The 15,586-nt window shown below is 70.5% G+C and carries 16 protein-coding genes; 10 read left to right on the forward strand and 6 right to left on the reverse strand.

The window, feature by feature from the left end; genetic code table 11:
• Window positions 1–50: 50 nt before the first annotated feature.
• Together recD2 and CXR44_RS30130 are read left to right on the forward strand one after the other, a co-directional pair.
• Window positions 51–2,246 (forward strand): SF1B family DNA helicase RecD2, encoded by a 2,196-nt coding sequence (recD2, locus tag CXR44_RS30125; RefSeq protein ID WP_245899566.1) that lies wholly within the window; start codon window positions 51–53, stop codon window positions 2,244–2,246.
• Between the two features lie 177 nt (window positions 2,247–2,423).
• A complete protein-coding gene (locus CXR44_RS30130; RefSeq protein WP_245899567.1) occupies window positions 2,424–3,614 on the forward strand; it encodes a L,D-transpeptidase in 1,191 nt (396 codons plus the stop codon).
• A 65-nt stretch (window positions 3,615–3,679) separates the two neighbouring features.
• On the opposite strand, the gene CXR44_RS30135 is transcribed toward CXR44_RS30130, so the two are convergent.
• From CXR44_RS30135 to CXR44_RS30150, 4 genes are all read right to left on the reverse strand, one after another.
• A complete protein-coding gene (locus CXR44_RS30135) occupies window positions 3,680–4,177 on the reverse strand; it encodes a GNAT family N-acetyltransferase (protein ID WP_101789539.1) in 498 nt (165 codons plus the stop codon).
• Between the two features lie 9 nt (window positions 4,178–4,186).
• Window positions 4,187–4,996 (reverse strand): class I SAM-dependent methyltransferase, encoded by an 810-nt coding sequence (locus CXR44_RS30140; RefSeq protein WP_101789540.1) that lies wholly within the window; start codon window positions 4,994–4,996, stop codon window positions 4,187–4,189.
• 107 nt (window positions 4,997–5,103) lie between these two features.
• Entirely contained in the window at window positions 5,104–5,832 is a 729-nt protein-coding gene (locus CXR44_RS30145) for a phytanoyl-CoA dioxygenase family protein (RefSeq protein WP_101789683.1), read from the reverse strand.
• Between the two features lie 54 nt (window positions 5,833–5,886).
• The gene (locus CXR44_RS30150) at window positions 5,887–6,861 is read right to left on the reverse strand and encodes a radical SAM protein (RefSeq protein WP_245899569.1); all 975 of its coding nucleotides are present in this window, start codon (window positions 6,859–6,861) and stop codon (window positions 5,887–5,889) included.
• A gap of 85 nt (window positions 6,862–6,946) precedes the next feature.
• Here CXR44_RS30150 and CXR44_RS30155 point away from each other — a divergent pair, with 85 nt between their 5' ends.
• The 5 genes from CXR44_RS30155 (at window position 6,947) to CXR44_RS30175 (ending at window position 9,207) form a co-directional block, all read left to right on the forward strand.
• The gene (locus tag CXR44_RS30155) at window positions 6,947–7,270 is read left to right on the forward strand and encodes a DMT family transporter (RefSeq protein ID WP_101789542.1); all 324 of its coding nucleotides are present in this window, start codon (window positions 6,947–6,949) and stop codon (window positions 7,268–7,270) included.
• Window positions 7,267–7,827, forward strand: a complete 561-nt coding sequence (locus CXR44_RS41805) for a TetR/AcrR family transcriptional regulator (RefSeq protein ID WP_101789543.1) — start codon at window positions 7,267–7,269, stop codon at window positions 7,825–7,827. The genes CXR44_RS30155 and CXR44_RS41805 overlap by 4 nt, the downstream gene beginning before the upstream one ends.
• A gap of 21 nt (window positions 7,828–7,848) precedes the next feature.
• Complete coding sequence (locus CXR44_RS30165) at window positions 7,849–8,403, forward strand: GNAT family N-acetyltransferase (protein ID WP_101789544.1); 555 nt, start codon at window positions 7,849–7,851, stop codon at window positions 8,401–8,403.
• Window positions 8,400–8,705, forward strand: a complete 306-nt coding sequence (locus CXR44_RS30170; RefSeq protein WP_101789545.1) for a DUF952 domain-containing protein — start codon at window positions 8,400–8,402, stop codon at window positions 8,703–8,705. Before CXR44_RS30165 ends, CXR44_RS30170 begins: the two co-directional genes overlap by 4 nt.
• Before the next feature lie 124 nt (window positions 8,706–8,829).
• Entirely contained in the window at window positions 8,830–9,207 is a 378-nt protein-coding gene (locus CXR44_RS30175; protein ID WP_101789684.1) for a nuclear transport factor 2 family protein, read from the forward strand.
• Between the two features lie 60 nt (window positions 9,208–9,267).
• On the opposite strand, the gene CXR44_RS30180 is transcribed toward CXR44_RS30175, so the two are convergent.
• Window positions 9,268–9,519: a hypothetical protein gene (locus CXR44_RS30180; protein WP_101789546.1), complete on the reverse strand. Its 252-nt coding sequence runs from the start codon at window positions 9,517–9,519 to the stop codon at window positions 9,268–9,270.
• A 383-nt stretch (window positions 9,520–9,902) separates the two neighbouring features.
• Here CXR44_RS30180 and CXR44_RS30185 point away from each other — a divergent pair, with 383 nt between their 5' ends.
• Window positions 9,903–10,157 (forward strand): hypothetical protein, encoded by a 255-nt coding sequence (locus CXR44_RS30185; protein WP_101789547.1) that lies wholly within the window; start codon window positions 9,903–9,905, stop codon window positions 10,155–10,157.
• 99 nt (window positions 10,158–10,256) lie between these two features.
• Here the strand turns inward: CXR44_RS30185 and CXR44_RS30190 are convergent, their stop codons facing one another.
• Window positions 10,257–11,693 (reverse strand): anion permease, encoded by a 1,437-nt coding sequence (locus tag CXR44_RS30190; protein WP_219602039.1) that lies wholly within the window; start codon window positions 11,691–11,693, stop codon window positions 10,257–10,259.
• 630 nt (window positions 11,694–12,323) lie between these two features.
• Between CXR44_RS30190 and CXR44_RS30195 the strand changes: the two genes are divergently transcribed.
• Together CXR44_RS30195 and CXR44_RS30200 are read left to right on the forward strand one after the other, a co-directional pair.
• The gene (locus tag CXR44_RS30195; RefSeq protein WP_101789549.1) at window positions 12,324–14,027 is read left to right on the forward strand and encodes an enoyl-CoA hydratase-related protein; all 1,704 of its coding nucleotides are present in this window, start codon (window positions 12,324–12,326) and stop codon (window positions 14,025–14,027) included.
• Between the two features lie 49 nt (window positions 14,028–14,076).
• Window positions 14,077–15,573 carry a UDP-N-acetylglucosamine 1-carboxyvinyltransferase gene (locus CXR44_RS30200; protein ID WP_245899571.1) on the forward strand — a complete coding sequence of 499 codons (1,497 nt, stop codon included), beginning with the start codon at window positions 14,077–14,079 and terminating at the stop codon, window positions 15,571–15,573.
• Window positions 15,574–15,586 lie beyond the last annotated feature (13 nt).

The raw sequence follows: 15,586 nt of genomic DNA on the forward strand, positions 1-15,586 counted from the left end.
AGGCGGACGGAGAGGTTGCGGTGAAGGCAGGCGCGGACCACCCCCCAGGCGTGGCACTGGACGCCGTACTCGAGCGCATCACCTACGCCAACGAGGAGACCGGCTACACGATCGCCCGGGTGGCGACCGAACGCTCCGGCTCCGAGCTGCTCACCGTCGTCGGCCCGCTGCTCGGCGCCCAGGTCGGCGAATCCCTGCGGCTGACCGGACGCTGGACCTCACACCCCCGCTATGGCCGCCAGTTCGAGGTGTGGTCCTACACCACCGTGCTGCCCGCCACCGTGCAGGGCATCCGCCGCTACCTCGGCTCGGGCCTCATCAAGGGCATCGGGCCGAAGATGGCCGAACGGATCGTCGACCACTTCGGCACCGACACCCTCGACGTCATCGAGCAGAGCCCCGAACGCCTCGTCGAAGTGCCCGGCCTCGGCCCCAAACGCACCAAGATGATCGCCGCCGCCTGGGACGAACAGAAGATCATCAAAGAGGTAATGATCTTCCTGCAGGGCGTCGGCGTCTCCACCTCCATCGCCGTGCGCATCTTCAAGCAGTACGGCGAGACCTCCGTCACCGTCGTCCGCACCACCCCCTACAAACTCGCCGACGACGTCTGGGGAATCGGCTTCAAGACCGCCGACACCATCGCCCAGGCCGTCGGCATCCCGCACGACAGCCCCGAACGCGTCAAAGCCGGCCTGCGCTACACCCTGTCCCAGGCCGCCGACGACGGCCACTGCTACCTGCCCGCCCCCAACCTCGTCGCCGACGCCGTCAAGATCCTCGACGTGCCCGCCGACCTCGTCACCACCTGCCTCGACGAACTCGTCGCCGACGAAGGCGTCATCCGCGAGGCCGTCCCCGCCGGCGACAACACCGTCCCCGCCGTCTACCTCCTGCCCTTCCACCGCGCCGAAGTGTCCCTCGCCACCGGCCTGCTCACCCTGCTGCGCAGCGGCCACGACCGGCTCAAGACCTTCACCGACGTCGACTGGGAACGCGCCGAGAGCTGGCTACGCCAACGCACCGGCGCCGACCTCGCCCCCGAACAACGCCAGGCCGTCCGCCTCGCCCTCACCGAGAAGGTCGCCGTCCTCACCGGCGGGCCGGGCTGCGGCAAGAGCTTCACCGTCCGCTCCATCGTCACCCTCGCCCGCGCCAAACGCGCCCGCGTCATCCTCGCCGCACCCACCGGCCGCGCCGCCAAACGGCTGGCCGAACTCACCGGCCACGACGCCACCACCGTGCACCGCCTCCTGCAACTACGCCCCGGCGGCGAGGCCACCTTCGACCGCGACAACCCCCTCGACGCCGACCTCGTCGTCGTCGACGAAGCCTCCATGCTCGACCTGCTCCTGGCCAACAAACTCGTCAAAGCCGTCGCACCCGGCACCCACCTGCTCTTCGTCGGCGACGTCGACCAGCTCCCCTCCGTCGGCGCCGGCGAGGTCCTCAAGGACCTGCTCGCCGCCGACGACATCCCCCGCGTACGCCTCACCCAGATCTTCCGCCAGGCCCAGGAATCCGGCGTCGTCGTCAACGCCCACCGCGTCAACACCGGCCGCCACCCCGTCCTGGAAGGCATGAAGGACTTCTTCCTCTTCCCCTGCGAGGAACCCGACGACATCGCCCGGATGACCGTCGACGTGGTCGCCCGCCGCATCCCCCGCAAGTTCGGCCTCGACGCCCGCCGCGACATCCAGGTCCTGGCCCCCATGCACCGCGGCGCCGCCGGCGCCGCCGCCCTCAACACCGCCCTGCAGGAAGCCCTCACCCCCGCCCGCGACGGCATGCCCGAACGCCGCTACGGCGGCCGCGTCTTCCGCATCGGCGACAAGGTCACCCAACTACGCAACAACTACGACAAGGGCGCCGCCGGCGTCTTCAACGGCACCGTCGGCATCGTCGCCGACATCCGCCCCGACGAACACAAACTCACCGTCCTGACCGACGAGGACGAGAACGTCGACTACGCCTTCGACGAGCTCGACGAACTCGCCCACGCCTACGCCGTCTCCATCCACCGCTCCCAGGGCAGCGAATACCCCGCCGTCGTCATCCCCCTGGCCACCAGCGCCTGGATGATGCTCCAGCGCAACCTCCTCTACACCGCCATCACCCGCGCCAAGCGCCTCGTCGTCATCGTCGGCTCCCGCCGTGCCCTGGCCCAGGCCATCCGCACCAAGGGCGCCGGCCGCAGGCACACCGGCCTCACCCACCGGCTCGCCGACCGCCCCGCCCCGCGCTGACCGCACGCCCGCCGCCACAACCGGCCCCCTTACCACTTGTTGACGTCGCCTGACCTGCGAATGACCTCAACAAGTGATGGAAACGTGACCGAACTCTCCCAAATGATTCCGCGTCATACATGTACGAGCATTAAGGTTTTTTGGGAGCACTTTGCTGCCATGGGGGAGAGGACTGTCTTGAACATCGCGCCACGCTGGAGCAAGCCCACAGCCGGCATCGCACTGCTGGCCGCAGCCGCCCTGACGGCTTCATGCTCGGGCGGCAACCCCGTCACGGGCGGCTCCGGCGCGCCCGACGCCACCACCTCCGCCACCCCCCAGGCACCCACCATCACCATCACACCCGCCGAAGGCAGCAAGAAGGTCAGCCCCGACAAGAAGATCGTCGTCACCGCGGCCGGGGGGACGCTCGACGAGGTCACCATCGAAGGCGGCGACGACCAGGTCACCGGCGCGTACAACGCCGACAAGACCCGCTGGATCAGCAAGGGCACCCTCCAGCCCGCCACCTCCTACAAGGTCACCGCCAAAGCCGGCACCACCACCACCGCCGGCCAGTTCACCACCCTCAAGCCCGAACGCGAACTCAAGGTCGCCGACGTCACCCCCAACCGCAAGGGCGAGAAGATCGGCGTCGGCGCCCCCATCATCGTCACCTTCAACCAGCCCGTCACCGAGAAGGCCGCCGTCGAACGCGCCCTCCAGGTCGAAGCCGAAAAACCCGTCAAGGGCGCCTGGCGATGGATCAACGACACCGTCGTCATCTACCGCACCGCCACCTACTGGCCCGCCCACCAGAAAGTCACCTTCACCGCCGACCTGTCCGGCGTCAAAGCCGGCAAAGACACCTACGGCGTCGAGGACTACGACACCACCCTCACCATCGGCGCCAAGGTCATCAGCAAGGTCGACGTCGACAAGAAGATGATGTGGGTCTACAAGGACGGCAAACGCGTCAAGACCATGCGCATCAGCGCCGGCATGGGCACCACCCGCGAATACACCACCACCTCCGGCGTCCACCTCACCATGGAGCGCGCCAACCCCGTCCGCATGATCTCCCCGGGCCGCAAGAAGGGCGACCCCGGCTACTACGACGTCATGATCAACCACGCCGTCCGCATCTCCAACTCCGGCGAATACGTCCACGCCAAGGACAACGTCTGGGCCCAAGGCGTACGCAACGTCAGCCACGGCTGCGTCAACGCCCGCCCCGACCAGGCCAAATGGTTCCACGACACCATGCAGCGCGGCGACGTCGTCGACATCACCGGCACCGACCGCGCCCTCGAATGGAACAACGGCTGGGGCTTCTGGCAGATGTCCTTCAACCAGTGGAAGAAGGGCAGCGCCATCAAGGAGCCGTGACCCGGCCCCACCCTGGCGGCCGCACCGCCGCACCGGCCGCCAGGACACCAACCCCGCGCCCAGCCCTACAACCGCCGCTCCAGCACCATCCCCGGCCACTCACCGACCGAGAACGGCGCCACCCGCGCAAACCCGCACTCCTCGTAGTAACGCACCAGCCGCCCATCACCACCGGCATAGCAGTCCACCCGCAGCAACCCCACCCCGCGCCGCACCGCCTCATCGGCCGACCACTCCAGCAGCGCACGCCCCACCCCACGGCCCGCGAACCGCCGGTCGATCACCAAGGCCTGCACATACAACTCAGGCTCCACCGCCGCCGGCACATACCCGTGCGCCGCCCCCACCACCACACACCCCGCCGGCGCACCCTCCACCTCGGCGATGCGCATCCCGCCACCCTCGGCCCAGCCCCGCACCTGCTCGGTCCGCCGCTCATCACCGGTGAACGGCCGGCTGCCCCACTGGCCCTCCCGGCCACGACCCACCAGGAACTCGACCGCACCGTCGAACATCGACAGCACCGCGCCGACATCACCCACGCCACCCTCACGGATCATCATCCGCTCAGGCTAGACCACCCCCGCACCCCGCCGGGTTCCCACCACCACCAGGTACGGACGAGGCTGCCGCACCCCGTCACCCACCCGGAAACCCTCGTAGAAACCCACGAAAGCCCGCCGCAACTCCTCCCGCCGCTCCGGCCCCAACCCCTCCGCCAGCACCCGCGTCGGCCCGTACACCGTCGAGAACAGCTCCCACACCTCCTCACCCGACCCCGACACCTGCGGCGCGTCCCCCTCCTCGAACCGCAACGCGAACGCCTCCCCGAGACGCTCCTCCACATACGCACGATCACCCCACCGGAACGGAGACCCCACACCCGGCGGCGGCTCCGGCATGAACGCCGCCATCACCCGGAACATGTCCACCACCCCCCGCTCCGCACTCCAATGACCCAGCACCAACCGGCCACCCGGCCGGCACACCCGCGCCAGCTCACGCGCCACCGCCCCATGATCCGGCGCGAAGATCGACCCCACACTCGACACCACCACGTCGAAAGCGGCATCCCCGTACGGCAACGCCTCCGCGTCACCCACCTCGTACCGGATCGACAGCCCCTCCTCAGCCGCCAGCCGCCGCGCCGTCTCCACCAGCGCCGGCGCCAGATCGACCCCCGTCACCTCCGCACCCGCCCGCGCCAGCCGCACCGCCAACGCCCCCGTGCCCGTGGCCACGTCCAGCACCCGCTCCCCGGGCCGCACCCCCGCCACCGCCGCCACATGATCCAGCAACGGCCGGTAATGCTCGGGCAGCCGCTCGTACGGACCCGCACCCCACACCACGCTCTGCCGCTTCTTCAGCTCCTCGAACCCCATGCCCCCGGCTCCTCCCGGCGCCCCCCGGCGAGCCGGACCGCTCACCGCACGGGGGAGCGCCACCCAAGCAGCGCCCTTCCCACCTGCGGCGACACAGAAACGCACCCTCAGCCGCACACCGCCCGCGCCAGCGGCGTCCCCGCCCCCGCATCCAGCGGAGCCGTCAACGGCACCGGGAACTGCGCCATGAACCTCGGCCGCGTACCCGCATGAGCCTGCGCCGCGTGCACCGTGAACGGATGCACCAGATACGCATCACCCGGCACCCCCGTCGCGAACGCCAACGGCCGCCCCTGGCTCGCCTCGTCCACCAACGGACCCGCCACGAACGGATCCAGCACCTCACCGACCGGCAGCACCCCCGCCACATCCCGCTGCGAACCCACCCGGATCCGCGTCGGCGCGTCGTCCGCCCCCACCTCCGACAGCAACAACAACACCAGCATCGTCTCCGGCCGCCCGCTCACCCCCCACGCCCCGTCAGGCAGAGCGGTGTTGGCGTCGATGTGCCAGCCGCAGTCACCAGCCGGCGGCAACCGCGGAAACCGCACCGGAATGTTGCCGATCGCCCCACGCGGCACCCAACCGCCCGCACCGGCCAGCAGATCCAGCGCACCACTCAGCCGCGCACTCCGCACCATCGACCCGAACGGCCCCTCACCCGTCAGATCCGCCGTCCACACCACCGGCTCCCGCCACCCCGACGGGTCGTCAGGGGACAGGCCGATGCGCCGCCACAACAACGCCCGCCCCTCATCAGCCACCTCACGCGGCACCACCGACTCCAGCTTCACGAAACCGTCGGCCACGAACCGATCCACATCGATGATCTGCATGCCCGACACGCTAACAGCGCCGTCCACCGGTTTTCCCGGCCCGCACGCCCCGGATCAGACCAGCGACAACTGCGGGAACCGCGGCCCCCGCACCACCGGCTCCGGCGCCCCGCACCGCAACCCGTACAGCCGGCACAACTGCTCGATCTGCCCCGTGATGCGCCCCTCGTAATCGGCCGACGGCAACCCCGCCCGGTCGTACAGCTCCTCGTAACGACCCACCAGACGCGGATGCGCCTCACCCAGCCACGCCACGAACCAGGCCCGCGTCGCCGGCGGCAACCGCAGCACCACCGGCTCCACCGCACCCGCACCCGTCGCCGCGATCCGCCGCACCGTCGCCGCCAGCTGGTCGGCCGCGTCACTGAGCAGCGGCAGCACCGGCGACATCAGCACCCGGCACGCCACCCCCGCCTCCACCAGCGCCGACACCAGCTCCAGCCGCGCCTGCGCACCCACCGCGCCCGGCTCCACCGCACGCCGGATCCGCTCGTCGACGAACGCGATCGACACCGCCACCTGCGCCCCCGCCTCCGCCAGCACCGCCGCGTCACGCAACACCAGCGGGCTCTTGGTGTAGACGGTGAACGGCACCGCCGCCTCACCCAGCGCCCCGATGACCCCCGGCATCAACCGGTAGACCTCCTCGGCCGGCTGGTAGCAGTCACCCGTCACGCCGACCGCCAGCGGCTCACCCGCCCAGCGCCCCAGCTCCGCCCGCAACCGCTCCACCGCGTTGGGCTTGACCACCACCCGGGTGTCGAAATCACGGCCCGTGTCCAACCCCAGCTTCGCGTGCCCCGCCCGGGCGCCACAGCCCAGGCAGGCATGAGCGCACCCCCGGTAGGGGGAGACCGCCCACCGCTGCGCGACGCCCGCCGCCAGCGGCACCCGCTCGATCATCGTGCGGGCCTGCGTCTCGTAGAAACCGTCGCGCCACACCGCCCGCCGCTCGATCAGCGGACGATCGTCGGATGCGTCCACCAGCGAAAGCGCGTCCCAACCCACACCCTCCAGTGGAACACGCATTCGACTCCCTTTCAAGCGCTTCCCCCCGCCTCCCACCACCCCCATAAACTGGTACGCACGTACCACTCCGCGCAAGGAGGCCACCATGGCCTGGCTCCTGCTCGCCCTCGCCATCACCGCCGAAGTCCTCGCCACCACAGCACTCAAACTCAGCAACGGCTTCACCCACCTCGGCTGGACCGCCACCGTCGCCCTCGGCTACATCACCTCCTTCACCCTCCTCGCCCAGGCACTCAAACTCCACCTCGACATGGGCACCGCCTACGCCGTCTGGGCCGGAGCCGGCACCGCCGCCATCGCCCTCATCGGCGCCGCCTTCATGGGCGAAACCCTCACCCCACTCAAGATCGGCGGCATTCTCCTCATCATCGGCGGCGTCATCGCCCTCAACCTGGCAGGCACCCCTTGACCACCCACCCACCACCCCGCCCCACCCAGGAACGCGGCCGCCGACGCCGCGCCACGCTCCTCGACGCCGCCGTCGAACTCCTCACCGAAGGCGGCTTCGCCGCCGTCACCCACCGCGCCGTCGCCACCCGCGCCGGCCTGCCCCTCGCCGCCACCACCTACTACTTCACCTCACGTGACCAGCTCCTCGCCGAAGCCTTCAACCAGCTCGTCGACACCGAACTCGCCACCCTGCGCACCTGGACCACCACCCACGGCCTCACCGCCCTGCCCGACCTCGTCGCCACCGCCGACCCCACCCGCCAACTCGGCCTGTGGGAGCTGTACGTCCACGCCGGCCGCGACCCCGCCCTGCGCCGCATCGCCCGCCGCTGGAGCGACGGCTGCCTCACCGTCCTCGCCGAAACCCTCGACCTGCCCGCCACCGACCCCCGCACCCGCCTGCTCTACACCACCGTCTCCGCCCTGTGGCTCGAACTCGTCGTCGAACGCCGCCCCACCGACGAAGCCCGCACCCTGCTCCTCCTCGCCCTGCAAAACGTCTCGCCCACCCGATGACCCGTTCCCTACACTGCCCCCGTGCTGAAACCCGACTACCCGATCCACACCGACCGGCTGCTGCTGCGCCCCCTCACCCTCGACGACCTGCCCGCCGTCCACGCCTACGAGTCCCGCCCCGACGTCGCCCGCTACCTCTACTGGGAGCCCCGCGACCTCGACGCCGTACGCACCTTCCTGCAGAAGAAGGCGACCCGCACCGCCCTGCAGAACGAAGGCGACGCCCTCGACCTGGCCATCACCCTGCGCGACAGCGGCCAGGTCATCGGCAACGGCCTGCTCATCTGGACCAGCAAAGAACACCGCCAAGGCGAGATCGGCTACGTCCTCCACCCCGACCACCACGGCCACGGCTACGCCACCGAAACCGGCCGCGCCCTGCTCGGCCTCGGCTTCGACGGACTCGGCCTGCACCGCATCGTCGGCCGCCTCGACGGCCGCAACACCGCCTCCGCCCGCGTCCTCGCCAAACTCGGCATGCGCCGCGAGGCCCACCTCGTCCAGAACGAACGCGTCAAGGGCGAATGGACCGACGAGGTCATCTACGCCATGCTCGAGACCGAGTGGAAACCATGACCATCCTGCACTTGGCCCTGGCCACCGACTGGGACGCCGCCCGCACCACCGGCGACTACCGCGTCTCCACCCTCGGCCGCACCCTCGACCAGGAGGGCTTCATCCACTGCAGCCACGACCACGACCAGCTACGCGGCGTCCAGGCCAGCTACTACGGCCACGTGACCGCGCCCCTGGTCGTCCTGGAGATCGACCCCACCGGCCTCGACGTGCGCGTCGAAGGCGGCTTCCCGCACGTCTACGGCCCCATCCCGCTGCAGGCGGTCACCGCCGTCCACCCCTACGAGCCCACCACCCGCTGACCCCGTCCCTCTGACACCCGCGATCCCCGGAGCCTCGGCGCCGAGGATCGCCGGGCTCAGCCATGCTCAGCCATGCTCAGCCGGGGTACGCCGGGGGAGGGGAGGGGCCACCATAATGATCACCATGGATCCCGTCACGGCGGCACGACGCTTCGCCGACACCTGGCAGCGCGGCTGGACCCACCACGACGCCGACGCCATCACCACTCTGTACGCGGCCGACGCCGAACACGTCTCGATGCCGTTCCGCCCGCCGCACCGGGGCAGGGCCGCCATCGCCGACTACATCCGCCGGTCGTTCGAGGGGGAGACCATCGAGCGGGTCACGTTCGCGCCGCCGCTCGTGGACGGCGACCAGGCCGCCATCGAGTGGCGGGTGCACGCCTACGACGACCGCGGGACCCCCGTCACGCTCGCCGGGTGCGTGTTCGCCCGCTTCGACGCCCACGGCCTCGCCGTACGCACCCGCGACTACTGGCACACCGCCGAGGGCCACCTGTGATCTTGCCCGGGCGCGGGGGAGCGGCCCCGACCTCACGGCGGCCCCGGCTTCACCTAGAGGTCAGAGGCGGACGGGAGCCATCCGCACCGGCGCCGGACCCTGCGCGTGCGGCGCCTGGGGCAGCTGCGGAGCCGGAGCCGCGGGCCGAGCCATCTCACGCGCCCGCTCCGCCTCGGCCAGCCGCTCGGCGCACCCGCCGGCGCAGTAACCGTTGGTCACGATCAGCCGCCCCCGCAGCGCCGTGTACGACTCACGGCCCGTGGCGGGCAGAACTCCCTGACACACCGAGCACAAGACCGACTGAGTCCCCACGTGCTGCTCCTCTCGCGGCGCGGATAGCAGATTCCCACACTAAACCGCGACCGAGCCGGGGGACAGCGAATCAACTCAAGGTCAAGCGAACCGTCATGCTCACGCAGCGTCACAATCCAGCCTACTTGACATAATGTTCATTATCGAGCAATTACGAACAGTGGCCCTGGCAAGGGCGAACGCCCCGATCGACGGCTCCACGCACCGCGCACCACCACCCGCCTCGCCGGCGATCACCGACAGCGTGATTCTCGTCACCCCATGCTCACAGGACCCGGCAGACACCTCCGACACCTCGGCGCCACCCGGTGCGGAGCGTCCCGGACACAGGATGCCGTCAACACCCTCTGACATTCACGTCAAGGCAAGGCTACGATCAATGCATGCACAGCCTGGCGATCTCCACCCCGGGCCTGATCGCGCTCACCGCGGTCGTGACCGCCGCGATCATCTACCTGATCATCGTGGCCGTCCGCCTCACCCAGCGCCCCCGCAACCGCCCCGCCCCCAGTGCCGACCTGGTCGACCAGGCCCGCGAGCTCAAGGCGATGGGCCAGCTCCAGGAGGCCGTCTTCCTCGTCCGCGGCGAGACCGGCATGAGCCATCGCGCCGCCACCCGCTTCGTCAACCGCCTCTGAAACCACCCTCGATCCCCCGAAACAGCGCGATACCGGACAGAAGGTGGATTCTGTTTGGTTTGACTGATTCGGCGGCCTCATGCGCCCGAGCGTGCGCCGTCACCAGTAGCCGAGGATCTTGAACCAGAGCGCGCCGACGCCCATCCACACGACGATGTTGACCGCGGCGACGATCACGCCGTTGCGCCACCACTCGGCCAGCGTGACGTAGCCGCTGCCGAACAGGACAGGCGCGGGGCCCGAGGAGTAGTGGGTGAGCCCGCCGTACAGGGAGCTGATGAAGCCCAGCACCAGCGCGGCCATCATCGGCGGGGCCCCGGTGGCCAGGGCGGCGGCCAGGAACGCGCCGTACATCGCGGCCACGTGCGCGGTGTTGCTGGCGAAGGCGTAGTGGGAGGCGAAGTAGACCAGGGTGAGCAGGACGAACGCGACCTGCCACGACAGGCCTCCCGCGACACCGGTGATCGTGGTGCTGAACCAGCCGATGACGCCGAGTTTCTGCAGTTGCCCCGCCATCATCACCAGGACGGCGAACCAGGTCAGCGTGGTCCACGCGGACTTGTCGCCGGCGAGGTCGTTCCAGGTGAGCACCCGGGTGATGAGCAGAGTCGCCACGCCGACGAACGCGCTGGCGGTGGCCGACAGGCCCCACACCTGGCTGCCGAGTGACCACAGGGTCAGCAGGGTCACGAAGACGCCCGCCATGATCCATTCGGGTCGGGTCATCGGGCCGAGTTCCGCGAGCTGGGCGCGGGCAGCCCGGGGCGCCTCGGGGGTGTCGCGCAGTTCGGGCGGGTACACCTTGTACAGCAGGGCCGGGATCACGACGAGGGCGACGATTCCGGGGACGATCGCGGCTACCGTCCAGGTCAGCCAGCTGATCTCGACGCCCTGCGCTCCCGCGAACTCCTGCACCAGCGGGTTGGCGGCCATGGCGGTGGCGAACATGGCGCTGGTGATGACGTTGACGCCCATCGCGGTCGCCGTCAGGTAGGCGCCGAGCCGGCGGCGGGTCTCGCCGTTCGGTCGCGAGCCGGCCTGTTCGCTCAGCGAGGCGATGATCGGGTAGATGACTCCGCCGGAGCGGGCGGTGTTGCTGGGGGTGGCCGGGGCCAGGATGAGGTCCGTCAGGGCCAGGCCGTAGCCGAGGCCGAGGCTGCGTCTGCCGAGCATGGCCACGAACCACAGGGCGACCCGTCGTCCGAGTCCTGTCTTGGTGACGGCGATGGAGATGAAGAAGGCGGCCACGATGAGCCAGATGGTGGGTTCGGCGAACCCGCTCAGCGCGACCGCCGGTTCCAGGACGCCGGTGATCATGGTGAAGGTGAGGCCGGTCAGCGCGACGGCGGCGAGCGGCATCGGCTGTGCGATGAGTCCGAGCACGGTGGCGACGAAGACGGCCAGCACGGCCCAGCCGCCCGGTTCGACGGCCGCGGGCCGCGGCAGCAGGTAGAGGGCGAGTCCGATGGCGATGGGGGTGGCCCAGCGCGCGGCTGTCCACCACCGTCGGCCTTGCCGGGCTGGTTTCGGGCTCAAGGTGTTCTTCGGCTGAGGCTGTGGCATGACGCCCTTCCCATCATTGCCCATGGGTTTTTCGGGCTGTAGGACCAGTGTGGGCATCCGGGCGCCGGGAGCGCTTGCAGCGGAAGTCACTCTGAGCAGGGTCTTTGGGCCTTCTGAATGCCCATGTCACGGGGGGTGCGGCTGGCGTTCCCGCCCGCCGCGCCCCGGCCGCCTCGCCGGCGTCAGGTCCGTCCGGTGACGCCGGCGGCGGGCGTCGCGGGCGTCGCGGTGGGCGGCGGGCCGTCGCGGGGTGGCGTGCCGCGTCGGTGCCGTCGCGCTGAGGGGGCGGGTCCGTACGGTCGGTGGCGGGTTTCGGTCTCGTGAGGCGCGGCGCGCGCGGGCGGTGGGGGCGCGATTTTCCCCCCCAAGATCCGCCCAAAACCGGACAAGTGCCATCGTAGTGGGCCACTTTTTGCGGTGATCTGTCAGCACCGCTTGCCCGTACATGTCAGCATCAAGACATGTACGGGTCTTATGGGACGGTCGGAAAGTGGCGGGACCGGTGGGACGAACCCCCGCCGCGCACGCCCGGCTGACCCCGCCCGGCCCGCACGGCGGCCCTCCCCCGCCCCGCTCGACCGATCGTCCGAAGGAAGCTCCCCCTTGCGTATCTTGCTGCTCTGCTCCTCGTTCAACGGCCTCACCCAGCGCGCCTGGCTGGAACTGCGCCGGGCCGGACACGACGTCAGCGTCGAGCTGGCACTGTCGGAGCAGGTGATGCTGGAGGCCGCCCAGCTGGCCAAGCCCGACCTGGTGATCTGCCCGTTCCTGAAGGAGAAGGTCCCCTCCCGGCTGTGGCGCACCCAGCGGACGATCATCATCCATCCCGGCCCGCCCGGCGACCGCGGCCCCTCCTCCCTCGACTGGGCCATCCTCGACGCCGAACCCGAATGGGGCGTCACCGCCCTGCAGGCCGTCGAGGAGATGGACGCCGGCCCCATCTGGGGCTACCGCACCTTCCCCATGCCGGCCGAACCGCCCCGCAAGTCCGCCCTCTACAACGGGCCCGTCGCCGACGCCGCCGTCGAACTCGTCCTGGAGGTGGCCGCCAAGGCGGCCGACCCGTCCTTCCTGCCCACTCCCCTCGACTACGGCCGGCCCGAGGTCCGCGGCCGGCTCCGGCCGGGCATGCGCCACGCCGACCGGCAGTTCTCCTGGAACGAGCCGACCGACGCGGTGCTGCGGCGGGTCCGTGCCGCCGACGGCGCGCCCGGCGGCCGGGCCCTGCTGTGCGACCTGCCGGTGCGGGTGTTCGACGTCTACCGCGGCCCGGCCCTGTCCGGGCCGCCCGGCACGGTGGCGGGGCGACGCGAGGGCGCGGTGCTCGTGCACACCGGCGACGGCACCGTGTGGGTGGGCCACCTGCGCCGCGACGAACCCGGCGCCGTCAAGCTGCCCGCCGCCACCGTGCTCGGCGAGCACCTCGCCACCGCCGGCGAGGTGAGCGGCTACAGCGAGATCACCTACGACCGGGGCGAACACGTCGGCGTGCTCAGCTTCGACTTCTACAACGGCGCCATGTCCACCGACCAGTGCCGGCGCCTGGCCTCCGCCCTGCGTTACGCCGCCGCGCAGGACACCCGCGTGCTGGTGGTCCGCGGCGGTGAGGTGTTCTCCAACGGCATCCACCTCAACGTGATCGAGGCCGCGCGGCACCCGGAGATGGAGGCGTGGATGAACATCAACGCCATCAACCAGGTCTGCCGCCAGATCATCGAGTGCACCGGGCAGCTGGTGGTCACCTCCCTGGGCGGCAACGCGGGCGCGGGCGGCGTGATGATGGGGCTGGGGGCCGACCGGGTGCTGGTCCGCGAGGGGGTGGTGCTCAACCCGCACTACCGCACGATGGGGCTGTTCGGCTCGGAGTACTGGACGTACGTGCTGCCGCGGCGGGTGGGCGCGGCGACGGCGCGGCGGCTGACCCGCGACGCGCTGCCCATCGGCGCGCCGGAGGCGCTCGCGACGGGCCTGGCCGACGTGGTGCTGCCCGGCCCGCGGCTCGACTTCGAGCGGGCGGTGCTGGCCGAGGCCGAACGGCTGGCGCAGGACCCGGGCTACGAGGCGATGCTGGCCGCCAAGCGGGAGGCGCGTGAGCAGGACGAGCTGCGCAAGCCGCTGGACGCCTACCGGGTGGAGGAGCTGGCCGAGATGAGCCGTGACATGTTCGACGACCGGCACGGCTTCCGCGCGGCGCGTCAGGCGTTCGTGCTCAAGCACAAGCCCGAGGCCACGCCGGAGCATCTGGCCGCTCACCGCGATCTCGTCGGCGGGTCGGGGGCACCGGCCACAGTCGCATCTCATATGTGAGATATGGTCGGGTCTTGTGACGGATGATTACCTTGTGAGGATCGGCCGGTTGATCCGGGACGCCCGCCAGCATCGCGGGTGGACACAGCTTCAGCTGGCCGACGCCCTCGCCACCAGCCAGAGCGCGGTCAACCGCATCGAGCGCGGCAACCAGAACATCAGTCTTGAGATGATCGCCCGCATCGGTGAGGCCCTCGACAGCGAGATCGTCTCCCTCGGCTACGCCGGCCCGATGCACCTGCGCGTGGTCGGCGGCCGGCGCCTGTCGGGCAGCATCGACGTCAAGACGTCCAAGAACGCCTGCGTCGCCCTGCTGTGCGCGTCGCTGCTCAACTCCGGCCGGACGATCCTGCGCAAGGTGGCCCGCATCGAGGAGGTCTACCGCATCCTCGAGGTGCTCGCCTCCATCGGGGTGCGGGCCCGCTGGATCAACGAGGGCAACGACCTGGAGATCATCCCCCCGGCCCGCCTCGAACTCGAGGCGATGGACACCGACGCCGCCCGCCGCACCCGCAGCGTCATCATGTTCCTCGGCCCGCTGATGCACCGCACCGACCAGTTCAACATCCCGTACGCGGGCGGCTGCGACCTGGGCACCCGCACCGTCCAGCCGCACATGTCGGCCCTGCGCCACTTCGGCCTCGACATCACCGCCACCGGCGGCTTCTACCACGCCCGCGTCGACCCGACCGTGTCACCGTCACGCGCCATCGTGCTGACCGAACGCGGCGACACCGTGACCGAGAACGCCCTGCTGGCCGCCGCCCGCCACGACGGTGTCACCGTCATCCGCAACGCCTCCTCCAACTACATGGTCCAGGACCTGTGCTTCTTCCTGGAGCAGCTCGGCGTGAAGGTGGAAGGCATCGGCACCACCACGCTGACCGTCCACGGCGTCCCCGACATCGAGTGCGACGTCGACTACTCCCCCTCCGAGGACCCCGTCGAGGCGATGAGCCTGCTGGCCGCCGCCGTCGTCACCTCCTCGGAGCTGACGATCTGCCGCGTGCCGGTCGAGTTCCTGGAGATCGAGCTGGCCGTCCTGGAGGAGATGGGCCTCGACCACGACCGGGGCGGCGAGTACGCGGCGGCCAACGGCCGCACCCGGCTCGTCGACCTGACCGTGCGCCCGTCGAAGCTCGTCTCCCCCATCGACAAGATCCACCCCATGCCGTTCCCGGGGCTGAACATCGACAACGTGCCGTTCTTCGCGGCCATCGCCGCAGCGGCGCAGGGCTCGACCCTCATCCACGACTGGGTCTATGACAACCGGGCCATCTACCTGACCGAGCTGACCCGGCTCGGCGCGTCGGTGAAACTCCTCGACCCGCACCGGGTGCTCGTCGAGGGACCCACCCGCTGGCGCAGCGCCGAGATGATGTGCCCGCCCGCCCTGCGCCCCGCCGTGGTGGTCCTGCTGGCCATGATGGCCGCCGAGGGCACGTCCGTCCTGCGCAACGTGTACGTGATCAACCGCGGCTACGAGGACCTGGCGGAGCGCCTCAACGCCCTCGGAGCCAGGATCGAGACCTTCCGCGACATCTGACCGGGCGCCTCGG

Source organism: Nonomuraea indica (genome assembly GCF_002850745.1).
Classification (GTDB): Bacteria; Actinomycetota; Actinomycetes; order Streptosporangiales; family Streptosporangiaceae; genus Nonomuraea; species Nonomuraea indica.

Excerpts from the sequence above, each read along its gene's own strand:
- CXR44_RS30135 (WP_101789539.1), bottom strand. The coding sequence starts at position 4,177 with ATGATGATCCGTGAGGGTGGCGTGGGTGATGTCGGCGCGGTGCTGTCG.
- CXR44_RS30140 (WP_101789540.1), bottom strand. The coding sequence starts at position 4,996 with ATGGGGTTCGAGGAGCTGAAGAAGCGGCAGAGCGTGGTGTGGGGTGCG.
- CXR44_RS30145 (WP_101789683.1), bottom strand. The coding sequence starts at position 5,832 with ATGCAGATCATCGATGTGGATCGGTTCGTGGCCGACGGTTTCGTGAAG.
- CXR44_RS30150 (WP_245899569.1), bottom strand. The coding sequence starts at position 6,861 with ATGCGTGTTCCACTGGAGGGTGTGGGTTGGGACGCGCTTTCGCTGGTG.
- CXR44_RS30155 (WP_101789542.1), top strand. The coding sequence starts at position 6,947 with ATGGCCTGGCTCCTGCTCGCCCTCGCCATCACCGCCGAAGTCCTCGCC.
- CXR44_RS30170 (WP_101789545.1), top strand. The coding sequence starts at position 8,400 with ATGACCATCCTGCACTTGGCCCTGGCCACCGACTGGGACGCCGCCCGC.
- CXR44_RS30175 (WP_101789684.1), top strand. The coding sequence starts at position 8,830 with ATGGATCCCGTCACGGCGGCACGACGCTTCGCCGACACCTGGCAGCGC.
- CXR44_RS30185 (WP_101789547.1), top strand. The coding sequence starts at position 9,903 with ATGCACAGCCTGGCGATCTCCACCCCGGGCCTGATCGCGCTCACCGCG.